Origin of the sequence: Citrobacter sp. BDA59-3 (assembly GCF_015167655.1) — a bacterium.
Lineage (GTDB): Bacteria > Pseudomonadota > Gammaproteobacteria > Enterobacterales > Enterobacteriaceae > Phytobacter > Phytobacter diazotrophicus.
In genome coordinates, this window is record NZ_CP063427.1 from 5,163,605 (window position 1) to 5,181,054 (window position 17,450).

15 protein-coding genes are annotated in these 17,450 nt (G+C 56.5%); 14 read left to right on the top strand and 1 reads right to left on the bottom strand.

The features are described 5' to 3' along the window. Positions 1–46: 46 nt before the first annotated feature. The 12 genes from IP582_RS24330 (at position 47) to araD (ending at position 12,414) form a co-directional block, all read left to right on the top strand. Positions 47–1,567, top strand: coding sequence for a sugar ABC transporter ATP-binding protein (locus IP582_RS24330; RefSeq protein ID WP_193794662.1), 1,521 nt, complete (start codon positions 47–49; stop codon positions 1,565–1,567). A gap of 17 nt (positions 1,568–1,584) precedes the next feature. Next, complete coding sequence (locus IP582_RS24335; RefSeq protein ID WP_193794663.1) at positions 1,585–2,655, top strand: ABC transporter permease; 1,071 nt, start codon at positions 1,585–1,587, stop codon at positions 2,653–2,655. 63 nt (positions 2,656–2,718) lie between these two features. Continuing rightward, positions 2,719–3,786, top strand: a complete 1,068-nt coding sequence (locus IP582_RS24340) for a substrate-binding domain-containing protein (protein WP_223878814.1) — start codon at positions 2,719–2,721, stop codon at positions 3,784–3,786. Position 3,787: 1 nt separating this feature from the next. Continuing rightward, positions 3,788–4,651, top strand: coding sequence for an SMP-30/gluconolactonase/LRE family protein (locus IP582_RS24345; RefSeq protein ID WP_193794664.1), 864 nt, complete (start codon positions 3,788–3,790; stop codon positions 4,649–4,651). A 111-nt stretch (positions 4,652–4,762) separates the two neighbouring features. Beyond that, positions 4,763–5,761, top strand: coding sequence for a 3-dehydro-L-gulonate 2-dehydrogenase (gene yiaK / locus IP582_RS24350; RefSeq protein ID WP_039080160.1), 999 nt, complete (start codon positions 4,763–4,765; stop codon positions 5,759–5,761). A gap of 11 nt (positions 5,762–5,772) precedes the next feature. Beyond that, positions 5,773–6,240 carry a YhcH/YjgK/YiaL family protein gene (locus tag IP582_RS24355; protein ID WP_193794665.1) on the top strand — a complete coding sequence of 156 codons (468 nt, stop codon included), beginning with the start codon at positions 5,773–5,775 and terminating at the stop codon, positions 6,238–6,240. A 45-nt stretch (positions 6,241–6,285) separates the two neighbouring features. Next, entirely contained in the window at positions 6,286–7,221 is a 936-nt protein-coding gene (locus tag IP582_RS24360) for a DUF4862 family protein (RefSeq protein ID WP_193794666.1), read from the top strand. A 53-nt stretch (positions 7,222–7,274) separates the two neighbouring features. Next, complete coding sequence (locus tag IP582_RS24365; RefSeq protein WP_193794667.1) at positions 7,275–8,594, top strand: MFS transporter; 1,320 nt, start codon at positions 7,275–7,277, stop codon at positions 8,592–8,594. A 112-nt stretch (positions 8,595–8,706) separates the two neighbouring features. Next, positions 8,707–10,212, top strand: a complete 1,506-nt coding sequence (locus IP582_RS24370) for an FGGY-family carbohydrate kinase (RefSeq protein ID WP_193794668.1) — start codon at positions 8,707–8,709, stop codon at positions 10,210–10,212. Further along, on the top strand, positions 10,209–10,862 hold the full coding sequence (ulaD, locus tag IP582_RS24375) for a 3-keto-L-gulonate-6-phosphate decarboxylase UlaD (protein ID WP_193794669.1): 654 nt from the start codon (positions 10,209–10,211) through the stop codon (positions 10,860–10,862). The genes IP582_RS24370 and ulaD overlap by 4 nt, the downstream gene beginning before the upstream one ends. Positions 10,863–10,864: 2 nt before the next feature. After that, positions 10,865–11,725, top strand: coding sequence for an L-ribulose-5-phosphate 3-epimerase (locus tag IP582_RS24380; protein WP_193794670.1), 861 nt, complete (start codon positions 10,865–10,867; stop codon positions 11,723–11,725). After that, positions 11,719–12,414: an L-ribulose-5-phosphate 4-epimerase gene (gene araD, locus IP582_RS24385; protein WP_193794671.1), complete on the top strand. Its 696-nt coding sequence runs from the start codon at positions 11,719–11,721 to the stop codon at positions 12,412–12,414. Before IP582_RS24380 ends, araD begins: the two co-directional genes overlap by 7 nt. 605 nt (positions 12,415–13,019) lie before the next feature. Here araD and IP582_RS24390 read toward each other — a convergent pair. After that, complete coding sequence (locus IP582_RS24390) at positions 13,020–13,838, bottom strand: helix-turn-helix domain-containing protein (protein WP_193794672.1); 819 nt, start codon at positions 13,836–13,838, stop codon at positions 13,020–13,022. A 250-nt stretch (positions 13,839–14,088) separates the two neighbouring features. On the opposite strand from IP582_RS24390, the gene IP582_RS24395 reads away from it, so the two are divergent. Both IP582_RS24395 and IP582_RS24400 read left to right on the top strand, forming a co-directional pair. Then, positions 14,089–15,489: an MFS transporter gene (locus IP582_RS24395; RefSeq protein ID WP_193794673.1), complete on the top strand. Its 1,401-nt coding sequence runs from the start codon at positions 14,089–14,091 to the stop codon at positions 15,487–15,489. Further along, positions 15,476–17,449: a glycoside hydrolase family 127 protein gene (locus IP582_RS24400; protein ID WP_193796341.1), complete on the top strand. Its 1,974-nt coding sequence runs from the start codon at positions 15,476–15,478 to the stop codon at positions 17,447–17,449. Before IP582_RS24395 ends, IP582_RS24400 begins: the two co-directional genes overlap by 14 nt. The last annotated feature ends 1 nt before the right edge of the window (position 17,450 follow it).

Below are 17,450 nucleotides of genomic sequence, written 5' to 3' on the forward strand. Positions count from 1 at the left end.
ACAGGTCGCACAACGTTCTCATTCCCTCGGTGGGAGGTCATCCTAAATGGCAGAAGCAGCAGTGTTATCTCCTTTGTTATCCATGCGCCATATCGTTAAGCGCTTTGGGGGAAATGTGGCGGTCAACAACGTCAGCCTGGATATCTATCCGGGCAAGGTTGTGGCGCTGCTGGGGGAGAACGGTGCGGGCAAATCCACGCTGATCAAAGTGCTGGCCGGTGTCTATTCCCGCGACGGTGGCGAAATCCTGTTTCGCGGTGAGCCGGTGGATTCTGCCGCTGCGCTGCGCCGGGGCAACGAGCAGCCTATTGCCTTTATCCATCAGGATTTAGGTCTGGTGGAGTGGATGACTGTCGCGGAAAACATGGCGCTGGTGATGGGTTTTCCCCGTCGCTTTGGGCTGATTGACTGGGCGGCAACACGCCGTCAGGCGCAAAAAGCGCTGGAAGACATCGGCATTCAGCTTGATCCGGATGACCGCGTGTTCGACCTCTCCCGCACTGAAAAATCGTTGCTGGCAATAGCCCGTGCGGTAGCGGTAGATGCCTCGGTGCTGGTGCTCGATGAGCCTACGGCCTCCCTTCCCGCGGACGATGTTCGCCACCTGTTCCGGGTAATGAACATCCTGCGGGAAAAACAGGTCGGCATGATTTATATCACCCATCGTCTGGATGAGGTGATGGAGATGGCCGATTCCGTCTGCGCCATGCGCGATGGTTGCTATGCAGGTGGTGGTGATATCGACCACTACACCCTGCGAGGTCTGGTCGAACTGATTGTTGGCGAAAGTCTGCGTGACGACCAGCGCCAGGCGTTACCCGACGGTGATGCGCCGGTGCTGTTAAAGATGGACAACGTCAAAGTGGGTGATACCGGCCCCGTCTCTTTCGAGCTTCGTGCCGGTGAGATGGTGGCGCTCGCCGGTCTGCGCGGCGCCGGACAGGAAGAGATTGGACGTTTGCTGTTTGCCTGCCGTACGCAGGAAAGCGGGCAAATCACATTGAATGGCGTGCCGTTTACGGCGACAACACCAGGGGAGGCGATGTCTGCGGGCGTCTCTTTTGTCGCAGGCGATCGCCTTCATGAAAGTCTGATTCCGGGCATGATGGTGCGTGAAAACTTGTTCATGAATCCGTGTAAACACGGTCACGCCCCGCTGTCCCGCTATAACGAAAAAAGCGAATCGCCGATGAGCTGGGAGAAAATCCGCCAGTTCGATGTCCGGCCAGCACAGATCAACATTGAAATCAGCGCGTTGTCTGGCGGCAACCAACAAAAAGTCGTGATGGCGCGCTGGCTTTCACTCAATGCTCCACTGCTCATTCTGGAAGACCCGTCCGCGGGCGTTGATGTCGGCGCGCGTGCGGAAATCTATGACCTGCTCAATCAGGCGCTGCAAAACGGCGTCGCCATTCTGGTCATCTCTAATGACCTGGAAGAGGTGGCGCATATCTGCAACCGGGCGCTGGTGTTTAACCGTGGGCAGATTGTCGGTGAGCTTCTCAACCAGGATGTCACCTTCGCCAGGTTGCTCGAACTGGCGTCAGGCAGCGGCACACTACATTAAGTCGGAGTGCGTTAGTTATGGCTAAAACATCAATGAAATCGACGGCCCTGGAATCACGCGTATCGCTTCATGAACACGGCGCCGCCGCCTGGCTTGGACAATTAACCACCCGTTACGGCCTGCCCGTGATCTGCGTGGTACTGGTTATCGTTTTTTCGCTGACGACGCCCTCATTCGCTTCACTGCTGACCTTACAGGCCATTCTCGACAGTAAATCGAAAATCGCCCTGCTGGCGCTGGCGGCGACCATCCCGATGATTGTCGGGAAAATTGATCTTAACGTCGGCTTTGGCATCGTGCTCTGGCACATCCTCGCCATCACGTTGCAGGTGGAATATGGCTTTTCCTGGCCGGTGGCCGTAGTCATCGTGCTGGCGCTCTCCGCGCTGTATGGCCTGCTTAACGGTATTCTGGTGGCGCTGGCCGACATCGATAGCTTCGTGGCTACGCTCGGCTCCGGTACCGTGCTCTACGCCATCGCGCTCTGGCACTCCGGTGGACGGCAGATTGTCGGCGACTTACCGGACGCCTTTATTGCCCTGCACCATTCAGATCTGTTTGGCATTCCGGTGGTGGCTTTTTATGTCCTGTTTGCCGCCGTGGTGCTCTGGATCATTACCGAACACACCCCGATTGGTCGCTGCATGTATGCGGTGGGCGGTAATCCGGTCGCGGCTGCGCTCAACGGCATCGCCGTTAACCGTTACACCATCGGCGCCTTTATCGCCTCCAGCACCTTAACCGGGTTTACCGGGGTGATCATTGCCGCCGAGCAGGGCGTGGGCCAGGCCAGCGTCGGCATGGACTATCTGCTGCCTGCCCTTGTGGGGGCGTTCCTTGGCAGTACCACTATTCGTCCGGGGCGCGTGAACGTCTGGGGCACGGTGGTCGGGATTGCTGTACTGGCGATTGGTATCGCCGGGATTCAGCAGTTTGGCGGCGCATTCTGGGTCGAGCCGCTGTTTAACGGTGCGACGCTACTGTTGTCGATTACCCTGGCCGGTTATGCACAGCGCCGCCGGGCATTAAATAAAAAACTGGTGCAGCGTGCTCAAACGACCGCACCGGGCTCCTCTGTTACCCAATGACTCTCGCGTAAGGAACTGAAAATGTATAACAAAATAGTTCAATGCTGTCTGGCTGCCGGGTTGATGATGGCAAGCGGTTTCGCCCTGGCCGATGACAGCTATGTTCAGCAGGCGCAGGCGGCGATTGCCAAAGCGACCGCGCCTGTCACCGTGTGGGATGGCCCAACGCAGGGCCCGGCATTACAGCCGAACAAAAAGATTATCTTCATCGCGTCTGACATGAAAAACGGCGGCGTGCTGGGTGTTAAAGAGGGGCTTGAAGAAGCGGCAAAAATCGCGGGCTGGCAACTCGACGTGCTGGACGGTGCGGGTTCGGTAAAAGACCAACTGGCGGCGCTGAACCAGGCGATTGCCCGCAAACCGGACGGTATCGTGATTGGTGGCTGGAACCCGAACGTCGCCAAAATCCCGCTCAAAAAAGCGGTGAAAGAGGGCATCGTACTGACCGCATGGCACGCTGTTCCGGCACCGGGTCCGGTTCCGGCCTACAACATTTTCTACAACGTGACCTCCGACTCTAACGAAGTGTCACGCATGGCGGCACTCTACGCCGTCGCGAAATCCAACGGCACGGCAAAGGTGCTGATTTTCACCGACTCGCTCTACCAAATCGCTCTGGATAAAGCCAACGCGATGAAGAAAGTGATTGAGCAATGCAGCGGCTGCCAGGTGGTTGAATTTATCGATACCCCGCTTGCCGACACCTCTAACCGCATGCCAGGCATGACCTACAGCCTGATGCAAAAATATGGTGATAAGTTCGAATACTCTTTGGCCATCAACGACTTGTACTTCGACTTTATGGCCCCGGCCCTGCAAACCGCGGGTAAAGGCACGGATGGCAAGCCGCCGTACAACATTTCGGCTGGCGACGGTTCCGTTACCGCCTACCAGCGCGTACGCGATGGCAAAGCGCAAGTCGCGACCGTGCCTGAGCCGCTGAAACTGCACGGCTGGCAGTTACTGGATGAGTTCAACCGTGCCTTCGCCGGTAAACAACCTTCTGGCTATGTCACCCCGGCGCACCTGGTCACCAAAGAAAACATCAGCGCCGACGGCGGTCAGAACAATGAATTCGACCCGGGTAACCAGTATCGCGATCACTACAAAGCCATCTGGGGAGTGAAGTGAGATGTTAGCCGTCGCGGGCAGTTTTGAACGCCTGTGTTCTCCGGCCATCTGGGCGGAAGGCCCGGTGTGGCTGGCAGAACAGCAGAGCGTGATTTTCAGCGATGTGAAGGGCAACAAGATGTACCGCTGGAGTGCGCAAAACGGCGTCAGCGTGTTTCGCGCTGAGTCCCACTTTGCCAACGGCAACGCGCTGGATAACGAAGGGCGTTTGTTAACCTGCGAACATGGCCGTCGCGGTATCAGCCGGACAGATAAGCAGGGGAATCACACCCTGCTGGTGGACAAAATCGACGGGCTGCGTTTCAACTCGCCCAACGATATCGCAGTGCGCCAGGACGGGTCGATTTGGTTTACCGACCCACCCTACGGCATCGTCGGCGACGAAGAGGGTTATCGCGCGGCAAGCCAGATCATCGGCTGCTACGTCTACCGTTTTGATGAAGCGAACAACCGGGCGACGATCGCCATCAGCGATACTCAGCGCCCTAACGGGCTGGCCTTCTCGCCGGATGATAAATGGCTCTACGTGGCGGATATGTCGATTATTGATTTTCCGACGCAGGGCCGCCGGGAAATTCGCGCCTACCGTCTCGACGGCGATAGCGCGGTATTTTCTCACGTGGTCACCCAGGTTGCGCCGGGTATTCCGGATGGCTTTTGCGTTGACCCGGCGGGGAATATTTTCTGTAGTTGCGAGACTGGTGTTTTGATTTTCTCGCCGCAGGGGACGCTGCTGGAAACGATTCCCGTCCCTGAACGCGTCTCTAATTGCACGTTTGGTGGGCCTGACGGAAATACGCTGTTTATTACCGCGACCACATCGCTTTACCGGGTGACCATCGCCCCCTCCCGTATTCAGGGATAAACAGGATTAATACCGAAGCGCACCGGCCCTGCCGGCGCGTTTTCACAACCCAATATAGTTTAGTGGAATGTCATTCCACTATGTAAAACGAAGATGTGATGGAGAAAGCGTATGTTATTGAGTTTTTCTGATCTTAAAAATGAGTTTAACCGTGTCCTGCTGGCACGCGGTGTGGCGGCAGAAACCGCCGATGCCTGTGCGGAGATGTTTGCCCGCACCACCGAGTCAGGGGTCTATTCACACGGCGTAAACCGTTTCCCGCGCTTTATCCAGCAACTGGAAAATGGCGACATCATTCCGGATGCGCTGCCAAAACGCATCACGTCGCTGGGGGCGATTGAACAGTGGGATGCCCAGCGTTCTATCGGCAACCTGACCGCGAAAAAGATGATGGACCGCGCGATTGAACTGGCCTCCGACCACGGTATCGGCCTGGTGGCGGTACGTAACGCTAACCACTGGATGCGCGGCGGCAGCTACGGCTGGCAGGCAGCGGAGAAAGGCTACATCGGTATTTGCTGGACCAACTCCATCGCCGTTATGCCGCCGTGGGGCGCGAAAGAGTGCCGTATCGGGACTAACCCGCTGATCGTTGCCATTCCGTCCACGCCGATCACCATGGTGGATATGTCTATGTCGATGTTCTCCTACGGCATGCTGGAAGTGAACCGCCTGGCGGGCCGCCAGTTGCCGGTTGAGGGTGGCTTTGATGACGAAGGTAAGCTGACCAAAGACCCGGCGCCGATTGAGAAAAACCGCCGCATTCTGCCGATGGGCTACTGGAAAGGTTCTGGCCTCTCTATCGTGCTGGATATGATCGCCACCCTGCTGTCCGATGGCTCTTCCGTGGCCGCCGTCACCGAAGACAACAGCGACGAGTTCAACATTTCGCAGGTCTTTATCGCCATCGAAGTGGACAAACTGATCGACGGGGCCACCCGTGATGCCAAGCTGCAACGCATCATGGATTACATCACGACCGCTGAACGTGCCGATGAAAATGTCCCTGTGCGTCTGCCGGGCCATGAATTTACGCGTCTGCTGGAAGAAAACCGCCGCAACGGTATCACCGTTGACGACAGCGTGTGGGCGAAAATCAAGTCGCTGTAAGGATTATCATCATGATTTATGGACATATTTCTCAACCCAACGCCTGCCGGTATCCGGCAGCGATTGAAAAGGCACTGGAGTTCCTGCGCGCCACGGATTTCAGCAAGCTGGAGCCGGGCGTGGTGGAAATTGAGGGGCGCACGATTTACGCACAGATCCTCGACCTGACCACTCGCCCTCACGATGAGCTGCGCCCGGAAGTGCATCGCCGTTATCTGGATATTCAGTATTTATATTCCGGCGAAGAACAAATCGGTGTCGCCATTGATACCGGCAATAACGTGGTGAGCGAAGAATTACTTGAGCAGCGCGATATTATTTTCTATCACGACAGTGAAAACGAATCGTTGATTGAAATGGTACCAGGGAATTACGCCATATTTTTTCCGCAGGATGTCCATCGTCCTGCCTGTAATAAACACAGAGAAACAGCGATCAGAAAAATAGTCGTTAAAGTTGCGGTTTCCGCATTGAATTAATCCGTTATTTATTTATCGATACCTGATAAATAAAAGGAGCGAAACATGAAAACGAATGACGCCGGTTATATTATCGGCGCATACCCCTGTGCGCCTTCATTTCACCAAAAAAGCGAACAGGAAGAGAAGGAATTCTGGCGTTTACTCGCGGATACGCCGCACATTCGCGGTCTGGAGCAGCCGTGCCACGAAAACCTGCACGCTTATGGCGATGAGTGGCTGTTCCGGCACACGCCGGGCGAATGGCAGATTGTGGTCACCGCGATCCCGGAGACCATGCGTCGTCGCAGCGGCGGCAATCTGGCCTTCGGTCTGGCCTCCAGCGATGAAGAACAACGTCGGGCATGCGTCGAGTTCCATCGTCATTTGCTGAAAAAAATCAATGCAGTAAACCAGCGCTTCGCCAATAAAGTGATATCGCTGGAGCTGCAGGCAGCACCGCTGGGCGGTAACGCTGATGTGGCACAGGCAACCGATGCGTTTGCCCGCTCCATCAAAGAAATCGCCAGTTGGGACTGGTCATGCTCGCTCGTACTGGAACACTGCGACGCCATGAACAAGCCCGCACCGCGCAAAGGTTTCCTGCCGCTGGAAAACGTGCTGGATACCCTCGCCGGTTACGACATTGATGTGTGCATTAACTGGGCGCGTTCCGCGATTGAAGGGCGTAATACCACCCTGCCGCTGGAACATACTCAGGCGGTGAAAGCCGTAGGAAAACTGGGGGCGCTGATGTTCTCCGGCACCGCCACCGAAGGGCCGTATGGTGAATGGACTGACCTGCATACGCCTTTCGCCCCTTTCTGCCCGGAAAGCCTGCTCACGGTAGAAAGTGCTAAAGAATTATTTAATGTGGCTGACACAGCAAAATTACAGTTTGCCGGTATTAAGTTACTGGAAATTGATGCTAATGCTGATGCGAATCATCGCATAGCCATATTACGCGATGGCATTAACGCATTAAACAAAGCCAGACAATAAATATAAAGCGTCAATTTAATCGCAAGGCCTGTTACTTTTAACGAGAGATTAATATGAACACTTCCTCTTACGCTACATCTGCGGATATTCCGCGCCAACGCTGGTTAAGAATTATTCCCCCTATTCTTATCGCGTGTATTATTTCTTATATGGACCGCGTGAATATCGCATTCGCAATGCCTGGCGGGATGGACAAGGATTTAGGCATTACCGCCACCATGGCAGGTTTGGCTGGCGGTATTTTCTTCCTCGGTTACCTCTTCTTGCAGGTACCGGGCGGGAAAATCGCCGTGCACGGCAGCGGTAAAAAATTCATCGGCTGGTCACTGGTCGCTTGGGCGGTCATTTCTGTGCTTACCGGTATTGTCACCAACCAATATCAACTGTTAGCACTGCGTTTCCTGCTCGGTGTGGCGGAAGGCGGCATGCTGCCCGTGGTGCTCACCATGATCAGCAACTGGTTCCCGGATGCAGAACGTGGTCGCGCAAATGCTATCGTCATTATGTTCGTCCCGATTGCCGGGATCATCACCGCCCCGCTCTCCGGCTGGATCATTACCGCACTCGACTGGCGCTGGCTGTTCATCATCGAAGGTCTGCTGTCACTGGTTGTTCTGGTGCTGTGGGCGCTGACCGTGTATGACCGTCCGCAGGAAGCCCGTTGGATTAGCGAAGCCGAGAAGAAATATCTGGTGGAAACCCTGGCCGCTGAGCAGCGTGCCATTGCGGGTAAAACCGTGGTCAATGCCTCGCTGGGCGCGGTGTTGTCTGACCGTACCATGTGGCAGTTAATTGCCCTGAACTTCTTCTATCAAACCGGGATTTACGGCTACACCCTGTGGCTGCCCACCATCCTCAAAGAGTTGACCCACACCAGCATGGGACAGGTCGGGATGCTTGCCATTCTGCCTTACGTTGGCGCTATCGCCGGGATGTTCCTGTTCTCTTCTCTGTCCGACCGTACCGGTAAACGCAAGCTGTTCGTCTCCCTGCCGCTGATTGGCTTCGCCACCTGCATGTTCCTCTCCGTCACCCTGAAAGAGAACATCTGGCTGTCGTATGCCGCACTGGTTGGTTGTGGCTTCTTCCTGCAGTCCGCTGCCGGGGTGTTCTGGACCATTCCTGCTCGTCTGTTCAGCGCGGAAATGGCCGGTGGCGCACGCGGCGTGATTAACGCCCTGGGTAACCTGGGTGGCTTCTGCGGTCCGTATGCCGTGGGTGTGCTGATCACCATGTACAGCAAGGATGCGGGCGTCTACTGCCTGGCGGTGTCTCTGGCGATTGCCGCGCTGATGGCGCTGCTGCTGCCGGCGAAGTGTGATGCCAACAGCTCAAGCGTGGGCGCGACGAATACGGCCAAACGTGCGGTCTGATGCCCTCACCCCAGCCCTCTCCCACGAGGAGAGGGTGAAAAAACAGGTGCGGTCTGATGCCCTCACCCCAGCCCTCTCCCACGGGGAGAGGGCGAAAAAACAGGACAAAAAGATGAGTGAAAAAGAGACCTTCTGGCTGGGTATCGATTGTGGCGGTACTTATCTGAAAGCAGGACTGTACAACAGCCAGGGTAAAGAATTTGCTATTGAACGCCAGTCCGTCCGCACTCTTAGCCCGTATCCGGGCTGGGCGGAGCGCGACATGGCGGAACTGTGGCAACACTGCGCGGCGACCATCTCCCGCCTGTTGCGACGTACCGGCATTGGCGGCGAAAACATTAAGGGCGTGGGCATCTCCGCTCAGGGCAAAGGGCTGTTTTTACTTGATAAAAATGACCAGCCGCTGGGCACCGCGATCCTCTCTTCCGACCGCCGCGCCATGGAAATCGTCAAGCGCTGGCAGCAGGACGGCATTCCGCAAAAGCTCTACCCGTTAACACGCCAGACCCTGTGGACCGGGCACCCGGCCTCGCTGCTGCGCTGGGTAAAAGAAAACGAGCCGCAGCGTTACGCACAGATTGGCTGCGTGATGATGGGCCATGACTACCTGCGCTGGTGTCTGACCGGCGTGAAGGGGTGTGAAGAGAGCAATATCTCTGAATCCAACCTCTACCATATGACCACCGGGCAGTATGACCCCTGCCTGACGCAATGGCTGGGCATTAGTGAGATAGACCCCGCGTTGCCGCCGATTGTGGGTTCTGCAGAAATCAGCGGGGAAATCACCGCTCAGGCAGCCGCCATTACCGGTCTCGCAGCGGGAACACCCGTTGTGGGCGGTCTGTTTGATGTGGTTTCCACCGCGATCTGCGCCGGTCTGAAAGACGAATACACGCTCAATGCCGTGATGGGCACCTGGGCTGTCACCAGCGGTATTGCCGAAGGCCTGCGCGACAACGAAGCGCATCCCTATGTGTATGGCCGCTACGTCAATGACGGGCAATACATCGTGCACGAAGCCAGCCCCACCTCGTCCGGCAACCTGGAATGGCTGACCGCGCAGTGGGGCGATATCAGCTTTTCTGAGATCAATCAGCTCGTCGACAGCCTGCCGAAAGCCGCCAGCGAGGTCTTCTTCTTACCTTTCCTGTATGGCAGCAACGCCGGGCTCGACATGACCAGCGGCTTTTATGGCATGCAGGCGCTGCATACCCGCGCGCACTTGTTGCAGGCGGTCTACGAAGGGGTTGTGTTCAGCCATATGACGCACCTCAACCGCATGCGCGAGCGCTTTACCGACGTGCGCGCCCTGCGCGTCACCGGCGGCCCGGCCCATTCCAGAGTCTGGATGCAGATGCTCGCGGATGTCAGCGGCCTGCCCGTTGAGTTGCCGCAGGTGGAAGAGACCGGCTGCTTTGGCGCGGCCATCGCCGCACTGGTCGGCACCGGCGTCTATCAGAACTTTAGCGATGCCCAGCAGACGCTCAACTACGAGATGCACACCCTGACGCCGGACATGAACGCCCATGCGGCCTACCAGCGCAAATATCACCGTTACCAGACTTTAATTGAAGCACTTCAGGGCTTTCATGCCCGTATTAAGGAGCACTCTTTATGAGCCGACCACTACTGCAACTGGCGCTCGACCACATCAGCCTTGTCGCCGCCCAGCGCGACGTTGCGTTGCTAAAAGATCACGTCGATATCGTGGAAGCGGGCACCATCCTCTGCCTCAGTGAAGGGTTAAATGCCGTGCGCGCCTTACGCGCCCAGTGCCCGGAGAAAATCATCGTTGCCGACTGGAAGGTGGCCGATGCCGGTGAAACTCTGGCCCAGCAGGCGCTGGACGCAGGTGCAAACTGGATGACTATTATCTGTGCCGCACCGCTGGCTACCATCGAAAAAGGCCATGCCGTTGCCGCCGCACGCGGGGGAGAAATTCAGATTGAGTTGTTTGGTAACTGGACCTTCGACGATGCCCGCGACTGGTACAACACCGGGGTGCGTCAGGCCATTTATCACCGTGGTCGTGATGCCCAGGCGAGCGGCCAGCAGTGGGGTGAAGCGGACCTGGCACGCATGAAAGCGCTGTCCGATATTGGTCTCGAACTCTCTATCACCGGTGGTATTACCCCTGCCGATTTGCCGTTATTCAAAGAGATCAATGTGAAGGCGTTCATTGCGGGACGCGCGCTGTCTGGTGCGGCGAATCCACAGCAGGTCGCCGAAGAATTCCACGCCCGCATCCACGACATCTGGGGAGCGTAAACATGCGCAACCATCCGTTAGGTATTTATGAAAAAGCGTTACCGAAAGACTTATCCTGGCCGGAGCGTCTGGTTCTGGCTAAAAGCTGCGGATTCGACTTCGTGGAAATGTCCGTCGACGAAACCGACGAGCGCCTCTCGCGACTCGAATGGACCACCGCCCAGCGCGCCTCGTTAGTGGAAGCAATGCTGGAAACCAATGTGTCGATTCCGTCGATGTGCCTTTCCGCCCATCGTCGCTTCCCGTTCGGCAGCCGCGATGAAGCCGTGCGCGAACGTGCCCGCGATATCATGACCAAAGCCATCAAACTGGCGCGCGACTTAGGTATCCGCACCATTCAGCTTGCGGGCTACGACGTCTATTACGAAGAACATGACGCAGGCACCCAGCAGCGTTTCGCCGAAGGGCTGGCGTGGGCCGTTGAGCAGGCCGCAGGCGCACAGGTGATGCTGGCGGTGGAGATCATGGATACCGCGTTTATGAACTCTATTACCAAATGGAAAAAATGGGACGAGATGCTCGCTTCACCGTGGTTCACCGTCTACCCGGACGTGGGCAACCTCAGCGCCTGGGGTAACGACGTACCGGCAGAGCTGGCGCTCGGTATCGACCGTATCGCGGCTATTCACCTGAAAGACACGCAGCCCGTCACCGAAACCAGCCCTGGCCAGTTCCGTGATGTGCCGTTTGGCGAAGGCTGTGTGGATTTCGTCAATGTGTTCAGCACGTTGCAGAACCTGAATTATCGCGGCGCATTTCTGATTGAGATGTGGACCGAAAAAGCCAAAGAGCCGGTGCTGGAGATCATCCAGGCCCGTCGCTGGATTGAAGCCCGTATGCAGGAAGGAGGATTCGTATGTTAGAGCAACTGAAAGCCGAGGTGCTGGCGGCAAACCTGGCGCTACCCGCACACGGGCTTGTCACCTTTACCTGGGGAAACGTCAGCGCTGTCGATGAAACCCGCAAACTGATGGTGATTAAACCGTCCGGCGTGGAGTACGACGTGATGAAAGCCGAGGATATGGTGGTGGTAGATATCGCCACTGGCAAAGTGGTCGATGGCAGTAAAAAACCCTCTTCTGATACGCCAACGCACCTGGCGCTGTATCGTCGTTTTCCGGAGATTGGCGGCATTGTGCATACCCACTCCCGCCACGCCACTATCTGGTCGCAGGCGGGTCTGGATCTGCCCGCCTGGGGCACTACGCACGCGGACTACTTCTACGGCACCATTCCCTGCACGCGCCTGATGACCACCGAGGAAATCAACGGCGAGTACGAATACGAAACCGGCGAAGTGATCATCAAGACCTTTGAAGCGCGCGACCTGAACCCGATGCAGGTTCCGGCCGTGCTGGTCCACTCCCACGGCCCGTTTGCCTGGGGCAAAAACGCGGCGGATGCGGTGCACAACGCGGTGGTGCTGGAAGAGTGCGCCTATATGGGCCTGTTCTCCCGTCAACTGGCGCCGCAGTTGCCGGATATGCAGTCTGAATTGTTGGATAAGCACTATCTGCGTAAGCACGGCGCGAACGCCTACTACGGGCAGTAAGTTTTCTGCGGTCTGGGCCCCCTCACCCTGGCCCCCCAGGGGCTGAGGAATCCCCAGTAATCTTACGTTTTACAGCGATAACGCCGCGTAATAAGAATAAAACCGTGACAGCGATGACAGGGTCCGGCTGAAAATCGATAAGGCGTTGGCGGCTGACCGGGGCCGCCCGCAGGGAAGCGGGCGAAGGGGATAGCCTGCAAGGACGCAGGCTGGTCCCCGACCCGAAAGTCAGCCGACATAAGCATCATGGACCGCGCCAGCGGCGATTTTCCTGGCCGGGAGCCCGGGTCGCCAGGGGGGTGGCGGTGAGCCCCCCTGGCACGTTCACGGGTTCTGTCGCGACAGAAAAGCAAGGAACATAAGGTGAACGGAATGACCATCAGAGCCGCATTTTCCCCCTCACCCTGGCCCTCTCTCTCAGGGAGAGGGGACCGTTCGTGCTCGCATTTTTGTGGGGATTCCTCAGCCCCCAGGGGAGAGGGGACCGATCGAGCCCGATTGCACGTTAGCACCGATTTGCTGGGCCGGGCTGATGGCCCGGTTTCTCCCTCTCCCTGTGGGAGAGGGCCGGGGTGAGGGCATCAGACCGCACCACATCAAAACATTCACCCCGAATTAATATGCTCCTTACAATACCGCCGCTTCCATGCGGCGGGCGTCAGCCCGGTGTGCTTGCGAAAAATCTGGCGGAAATAGCCTGCATCATTAAACCCACACTGCCCCGCCACCTCTTTTAACGATAACGAGTCGCTGATCAGTAATTTTTCCGCTGCCCGTACCCGCTGGCGATGAATGGCTTCGGTCAGCGTCAGACGAAAGGCGCGCCGGTACACCCGCCCCAGGTAGTCGGCATTGCAGTGCAGCTCTTTTGCCAGCGTCGAGGCCGAAATCGGCAGATGAAATTGCGTACCAATCATTTGCCGGGCTTTCCAGGCGAGCGCCATTCCCGGATTATCCACGGCACGCTCGCTGAGCGCAGAGGCCGATATTTGTTGCAGAATCAGCAGCAAAATACATTCCATTGCCACGCTGCGATGAACATTTTCCTGCTCATGTAAAAACTGGCGAAATAACGCCGTCATATATTGCGGATCATTTAATGCTGTATGTTGCGGCAACATAAGCACACTGTTTTGCCCTGTTTTTTCCACCGCAGCCGTTAATTCAAAATGCAGCCAGTAGAATTTAAGATCTGCCGGAAATTCCCCTACACCAACATGTCGCCGCTGCGGCCAGAGTAAAAGTGTTTCGCCGGCATTAACCGTAAAGAGTTTCTCTTCTTCGCGGATCGTTAATGTCCCCTTTTCGACGAAAATCACCTCCCAGGAATGCAGAGTCCGTGACGGATGGCTTCCCACGCCGCGCGAGATAAATAAGCCGCCATTTTGCACACGAAGCGGAAATGTTATGGATAATTCAAGCATAAATATGTCAATTCTCGCTACAAAAGAGCCATTACACTGCATCTTGTTTTTGATTATTAACGAAATATAAGCCCCGCGCCGGATCAAAATCACACTTTACGCATCAGGTCGGAATCGTCATCTTTTTGTACTTTTCCCTTCCCTTGTTGTGTGGTCAATTCAATGCAAAATAAATAACGTACTTTGCAAACTACACAACAAAATCTGCAAATAAGCGGGTTACTTTTGGAATATCCGTGAGGCGTTTGCCATGACTTCAACATTAATTTCCAATACCGATTCAGCGCAAAAAACGCTGGACGATAAATTATCCGTACGTGAAAAAATAGGCTATGGGTTGGGTGACGCAGGTGGAACGGTAATTACCTGCTTAATCATGAATTTCCTGACCTTTTTTTATACCGATATTTTTGGCTTAACCCCGGCGCTGGTCGGCACACTGTTTATGGCATTACGTGTATTCGATGCCATATCCGACCCGGTAATGGGGATCATTGCTGACCGCACCCAAAGTCGCTGGGGCCGTTTTCGCACCTGGCAGCTATGGATTGCCCTGCCTATCGGCATTATCGGCGTGCTGACCTTCACCGTCCCCGATGCCAGCATGAACGTGAAAATTGCCTGGGCGTTTGGCACTTATCTTCTGCTTTCTGTGGGTTATACCGCCATCAACGTACCCTACTGCGCGCTGATCAATACGATGACCACGCGTCATAGCGAAGTGATCTCCTGTCAGTCCTGGCGTTTTGTGCTCTGTGGCGTGGCGGGTTTTCTGGTCTCAGTTGGCCTGCCGTGGCTGGTCTCCTCCTTGGGTAAAGGGAATGCCGCGCAGGGTTATCAGCTCGGTGTCGGCGTGCTGTGCGCCATCGCCGTGGTGATGTTCCTGTGCTGTTTCTTCTGGGTGCGCGAACGGGTGCCGCTGTCGACGATGGGTAAATTCACCCTGCGTGAACATCTGGCGGGGCTGCGTAAAAACGACCAGTTGTTACTGATGCTGCTGATGTCTTTCCTGCTGATCAATGTGTTCAACATTCGCGGCGGCGGCTACATGTACTTCATCACCTATGTACTGCAAGGCAGCACCGGTTATACCTCGCTATTTTTCACCATGGTGACCTTTGCCTCGATTCTTGGCTCGGTGCTGGTTAACCCGCTGTCAAAACGCTTCGACACGGTGAAATTCTACTACTACACCAACCTCGTGCTGGCCGCGCTATCGGTGATAATGTGGCTCCTGCCTACCGGACCGGCCTGGCAGACTCTGTGGCTGGCGGTCATTCTGGGCAATGGCGTGATCCTCGGCTTTACCCTGCCGCTGCACTTCTCACTGATGGCCTTCGCCGATGATTACGGCGAGTGGAAGACCGGCGTGCGTTCGTCCGGTATGAACTTCGCCTTCAACCTCTTCTGCATCAAGCTCGCGTGGGCGTCCAGCGCCGTCATTATCAGCCTGGTGTTCGTTTTCGTCGCCTATCAGCCCGGCGCAGGAAATCAGACACCCGCCTCGTTACAAGGCATCACCGCAATGGAGACGCTGCTGCCTGCCCTGTTCCACCTGCTGCTGGCGTTCGCTATCCGCGCCTGCAAGCTCAACAATCCCATGATGGCGCGTATTGCCACCGATCTGCGCCAGCGTCATGTTCAGTCTTAAGGAGTCTGTAATGGAAGTCGATCTGCACAAACTGAAAGTCAGCGATGCGTTTCTTGGTCAGTATCAACAACTGGTGCGCGAGGTTGTTATTCCCTACCAGTGGGATGCGCTGAATGACCGTATCGCCGAAGCCGACCCCAGCCATGCGATTGAAAACTTTCGTATCGCCGCAGGGCTGCAGGAGGGGGAGTTTTACGGTATGGTCTTTCAGGACAGCGACGTCGCCAAGTGGCTGGAAGCGGTGGCCTGGTCACTGTGCCAGAAGCCGGATGCGGAACTGGAGAAGACCGCCGATGAGGTGATCGAGCTGGTCGCCGCAGCCCAGTGTGACGATGGTTACCTCAACACCTATTTCACGGTCAAAGCGCCGCAGGACCGTTGGACCAACCTGGCCGAATGCCATGAGCTCTATTGCGCCGGGCATATGATTGAGGCGGGCGTGGCTTATTTTCAGGGTACCGGGAAACGCCGTCTGCTGGAGGTAGTCTGCCGCCTGGCGGATCATATCGATTCGGTCTTCGGCCCCGGTGAACAGCAGTTGCACGGCTATCCGGGGCATCCGGAGATCGAACTGGCGCTGATGCGTTTGTACGAAGTTACTCAGCAGCCCCGCTATCTGGCGCTGGTGAATTACTTTGTTGAGCAGCGTGGCACGCAGCCGCATTTCTACGATGTCGAATATGTAAAGCGCGGGCGGACCTCTTACTGGCATAACTACGGCCCGGCGTGGATGGTCAAAGATAAAGGCTATAGTCAGGCACACCAGCCGTTAGCCGAACAGCAAACGGCTATCGGCCACGCGGTACGCTTCGTCTACCTGATGACCGGCGTGGCCCACCTGGCGCGCTTAAGCCAGGACGAAGGGAAGCGTCAGGATTGCCTGCGGCTATGGAAGAATATGGCGCAGCGCCAGCTTTACATCACCGGCGGCATCGGCTCGCAGAGCAGCGGCGAGGCGTTCAGCAGCGATTACGATCTGCCCAACGACACGGTGTATGCCGAAAGCTGTGCCTCCATTGGGCTGATGATGTTCGCCCGCAGAATGCTGGAGATGGAGGCCGACAGCCAGTACGCCGATGTAATGGAGCGTGCGCTCTACAATACGGTGCTCGGCGGCATGGCACTGGACGGGAAGCACTTCTTTTACGTTAACCCGCTGGAAGTGCACCCGAAGTCGCTGAAATTCAACCATATCTATGACCATGTGAAACCGGTTCGTCAGCGCTGGTTTGGCTGTGCCTGCTGCCCGCCGAATATCGCCCGCGTGCTCACCTCGCTCGGCCATTATCTCTACACTCCGCGCGAGGATGCGCTCTATATCAACCTCTACGTTGGCAATAGCGTAGAGATCCCGGTGGGCGGCCAGGCGCTGCGGCTGCGGGTCAGCGGCAACTATCCGTGGCAGGAGCAGGTCACCATTACCATCGAGTCACCGCAGGCGGTTGACCACACGCTGGCGCTGCGTCTGCCGGACTGGTGCGCCGATCCGCACATCACGCTGAACGGCGCGGAGGTGGCCAGCGATGTCCGTAAAGGCTATTTGCATATTCAGCGTCGCTGGCAGGAGGGCGATACCCTGACGCTCACCCTGCCAATGCCGGTACGCCGGGTTTATGGCAATCCGCTGCTGCGTCATGTGGCGGGTAAAGTGGCGATTCAGCGCGGGCCGCTGGTTTACTGTCTGGAGCAGGCGGACAACGGGGAAGAGCTGCATAATCTGTGGCTCTCACCGCAGGCGACATTCACCGTTTTTGAGGGTAAGGGGATTTTCGCCCATAAAATGCTGATTCAGGCGCAGGGCTATAAGCAAACAGCGGCTGACGCGGGGCAGCAGGCTCTGTGGCGTTATGACAAAACGCCAGGCGAACGTCAGGCGCAGACGCTGACCTTTATTCCGTGGTTTTCCTGGGCAAATCGCGGCGAAGGGGAGATGCGGATTTGGGTTAACGAGGAAAGGTAAC

What these genes read in the sequence shown, in the direction of transcription:
- IP582_RS24395 (WP_193794673.1), top strand. Translation starts at nt 14,089, where the DNA reads ATGACTTCAACATTAATTTCCAATACCGATTCAGCGCAAAAAACGCTG.
- IP582_RS24380 (WP_193794670.1), top strand. Translation starts at nt 10,865, where the DNA reads ATGCGCAACCATCCGTTAGGTATTTATGAAAAAGCGTTACCGAAAGAC.
- IP582_RS24355 (WP_193794665.1), top strand. Translation starts at nt 5,773, where the DNA reads ATGATTTATGGACATATTTCTCAACCCAACGCCTGCCGGTATCCGGCA.
- ulaD (WP_193794669.1), top strand. Translation starts at nt 10,209, where the DNA reads ATGAGCCGACCACTACTGCAACTGGCGCTCGACCACATCAGCCTTGTC.
- IP582_RS24370 (WP_193794668.1), top strand. Translation starts at nt 8,707, where the DNA reads ATGAGTGAAAAAGAGACCTTCTGGCTGGGTATCGATTGTGGCGGTACT.
- IP582_RS24335 (WP_193794663.1), top strand. Translation starts at nt 1,585, where the DNA reads ATGGCTAAAACATCAATGAAATCGACGGCCCTGGAATCACGCGTATCG.
- IP582_RS24360 (WP_193794666.1), top strand. Translation starts at nt 6,286, where the DNA reads ATGAAAACGAATGACGCCGGTTATATTATCGGCGCATACCCCTGTGCG.
- araD (WP_193794671.1), top strand. Translation starts at nt 11,719, where the DNA reads ATGTTAGAGCAACTGAAAGCCGAGGTGCTGGCGGCAAACCTGGCGCTA.
- IP582_RS24340 (WP_223878814.1), top strand. Translation starts at nt 2,719, where the DNA reads ATGATGGCAAGCGGTTTCGCCCTGGCCGATGACAGCTATGTTCAGCAG.
- IP582_RS24390 (WP_193794672.1), bottom strand. Translation starts at nt 13,838, where the DNA reads ATGCTTGAATTATCCATAACATTTCCGCTTCGTGTGCAAAATGGCGGC.
- IP582_RS24330 (WP_193794662.1), top strand. Translation starts at nt 47, where the DNA reads ATGGCAGAAGCAGCAGTGTTATCTCCTTTGTTATCCATGCGCCATATC.
- IP582_RS24365 (WP_193794667.1), top strand. Translation starts at nt 7,275, where the DNA reads ATGAACACTTCCTCTTACGCTACATCTGCGGATATTCCGCGCCAACGC.
- IP582_RS24345 (WP_193794664.1), top strand. Translation starts at nt 3,788, where the DNA reads ATGTTAGCCGTCGCGGGCAGTTTTGAACGCCTGTGTTCTCCGGCCATC.
- yiaK (WP_039080160.1), top strand. Translation starts at nt 4,763, where the DNA reads ATGTTATTGAGTTTTTCTGATCTTAAAAATGAGTTTAACCGTGTCCTG.
- IP582_RS24400 (WP_193796341.1), top strand. Translation starts at nt 15,476, where the DNA reads ATGTTCAGTCTTAAGGAGTCTGTAATGGAAGTCGATCTGCACAAACTG.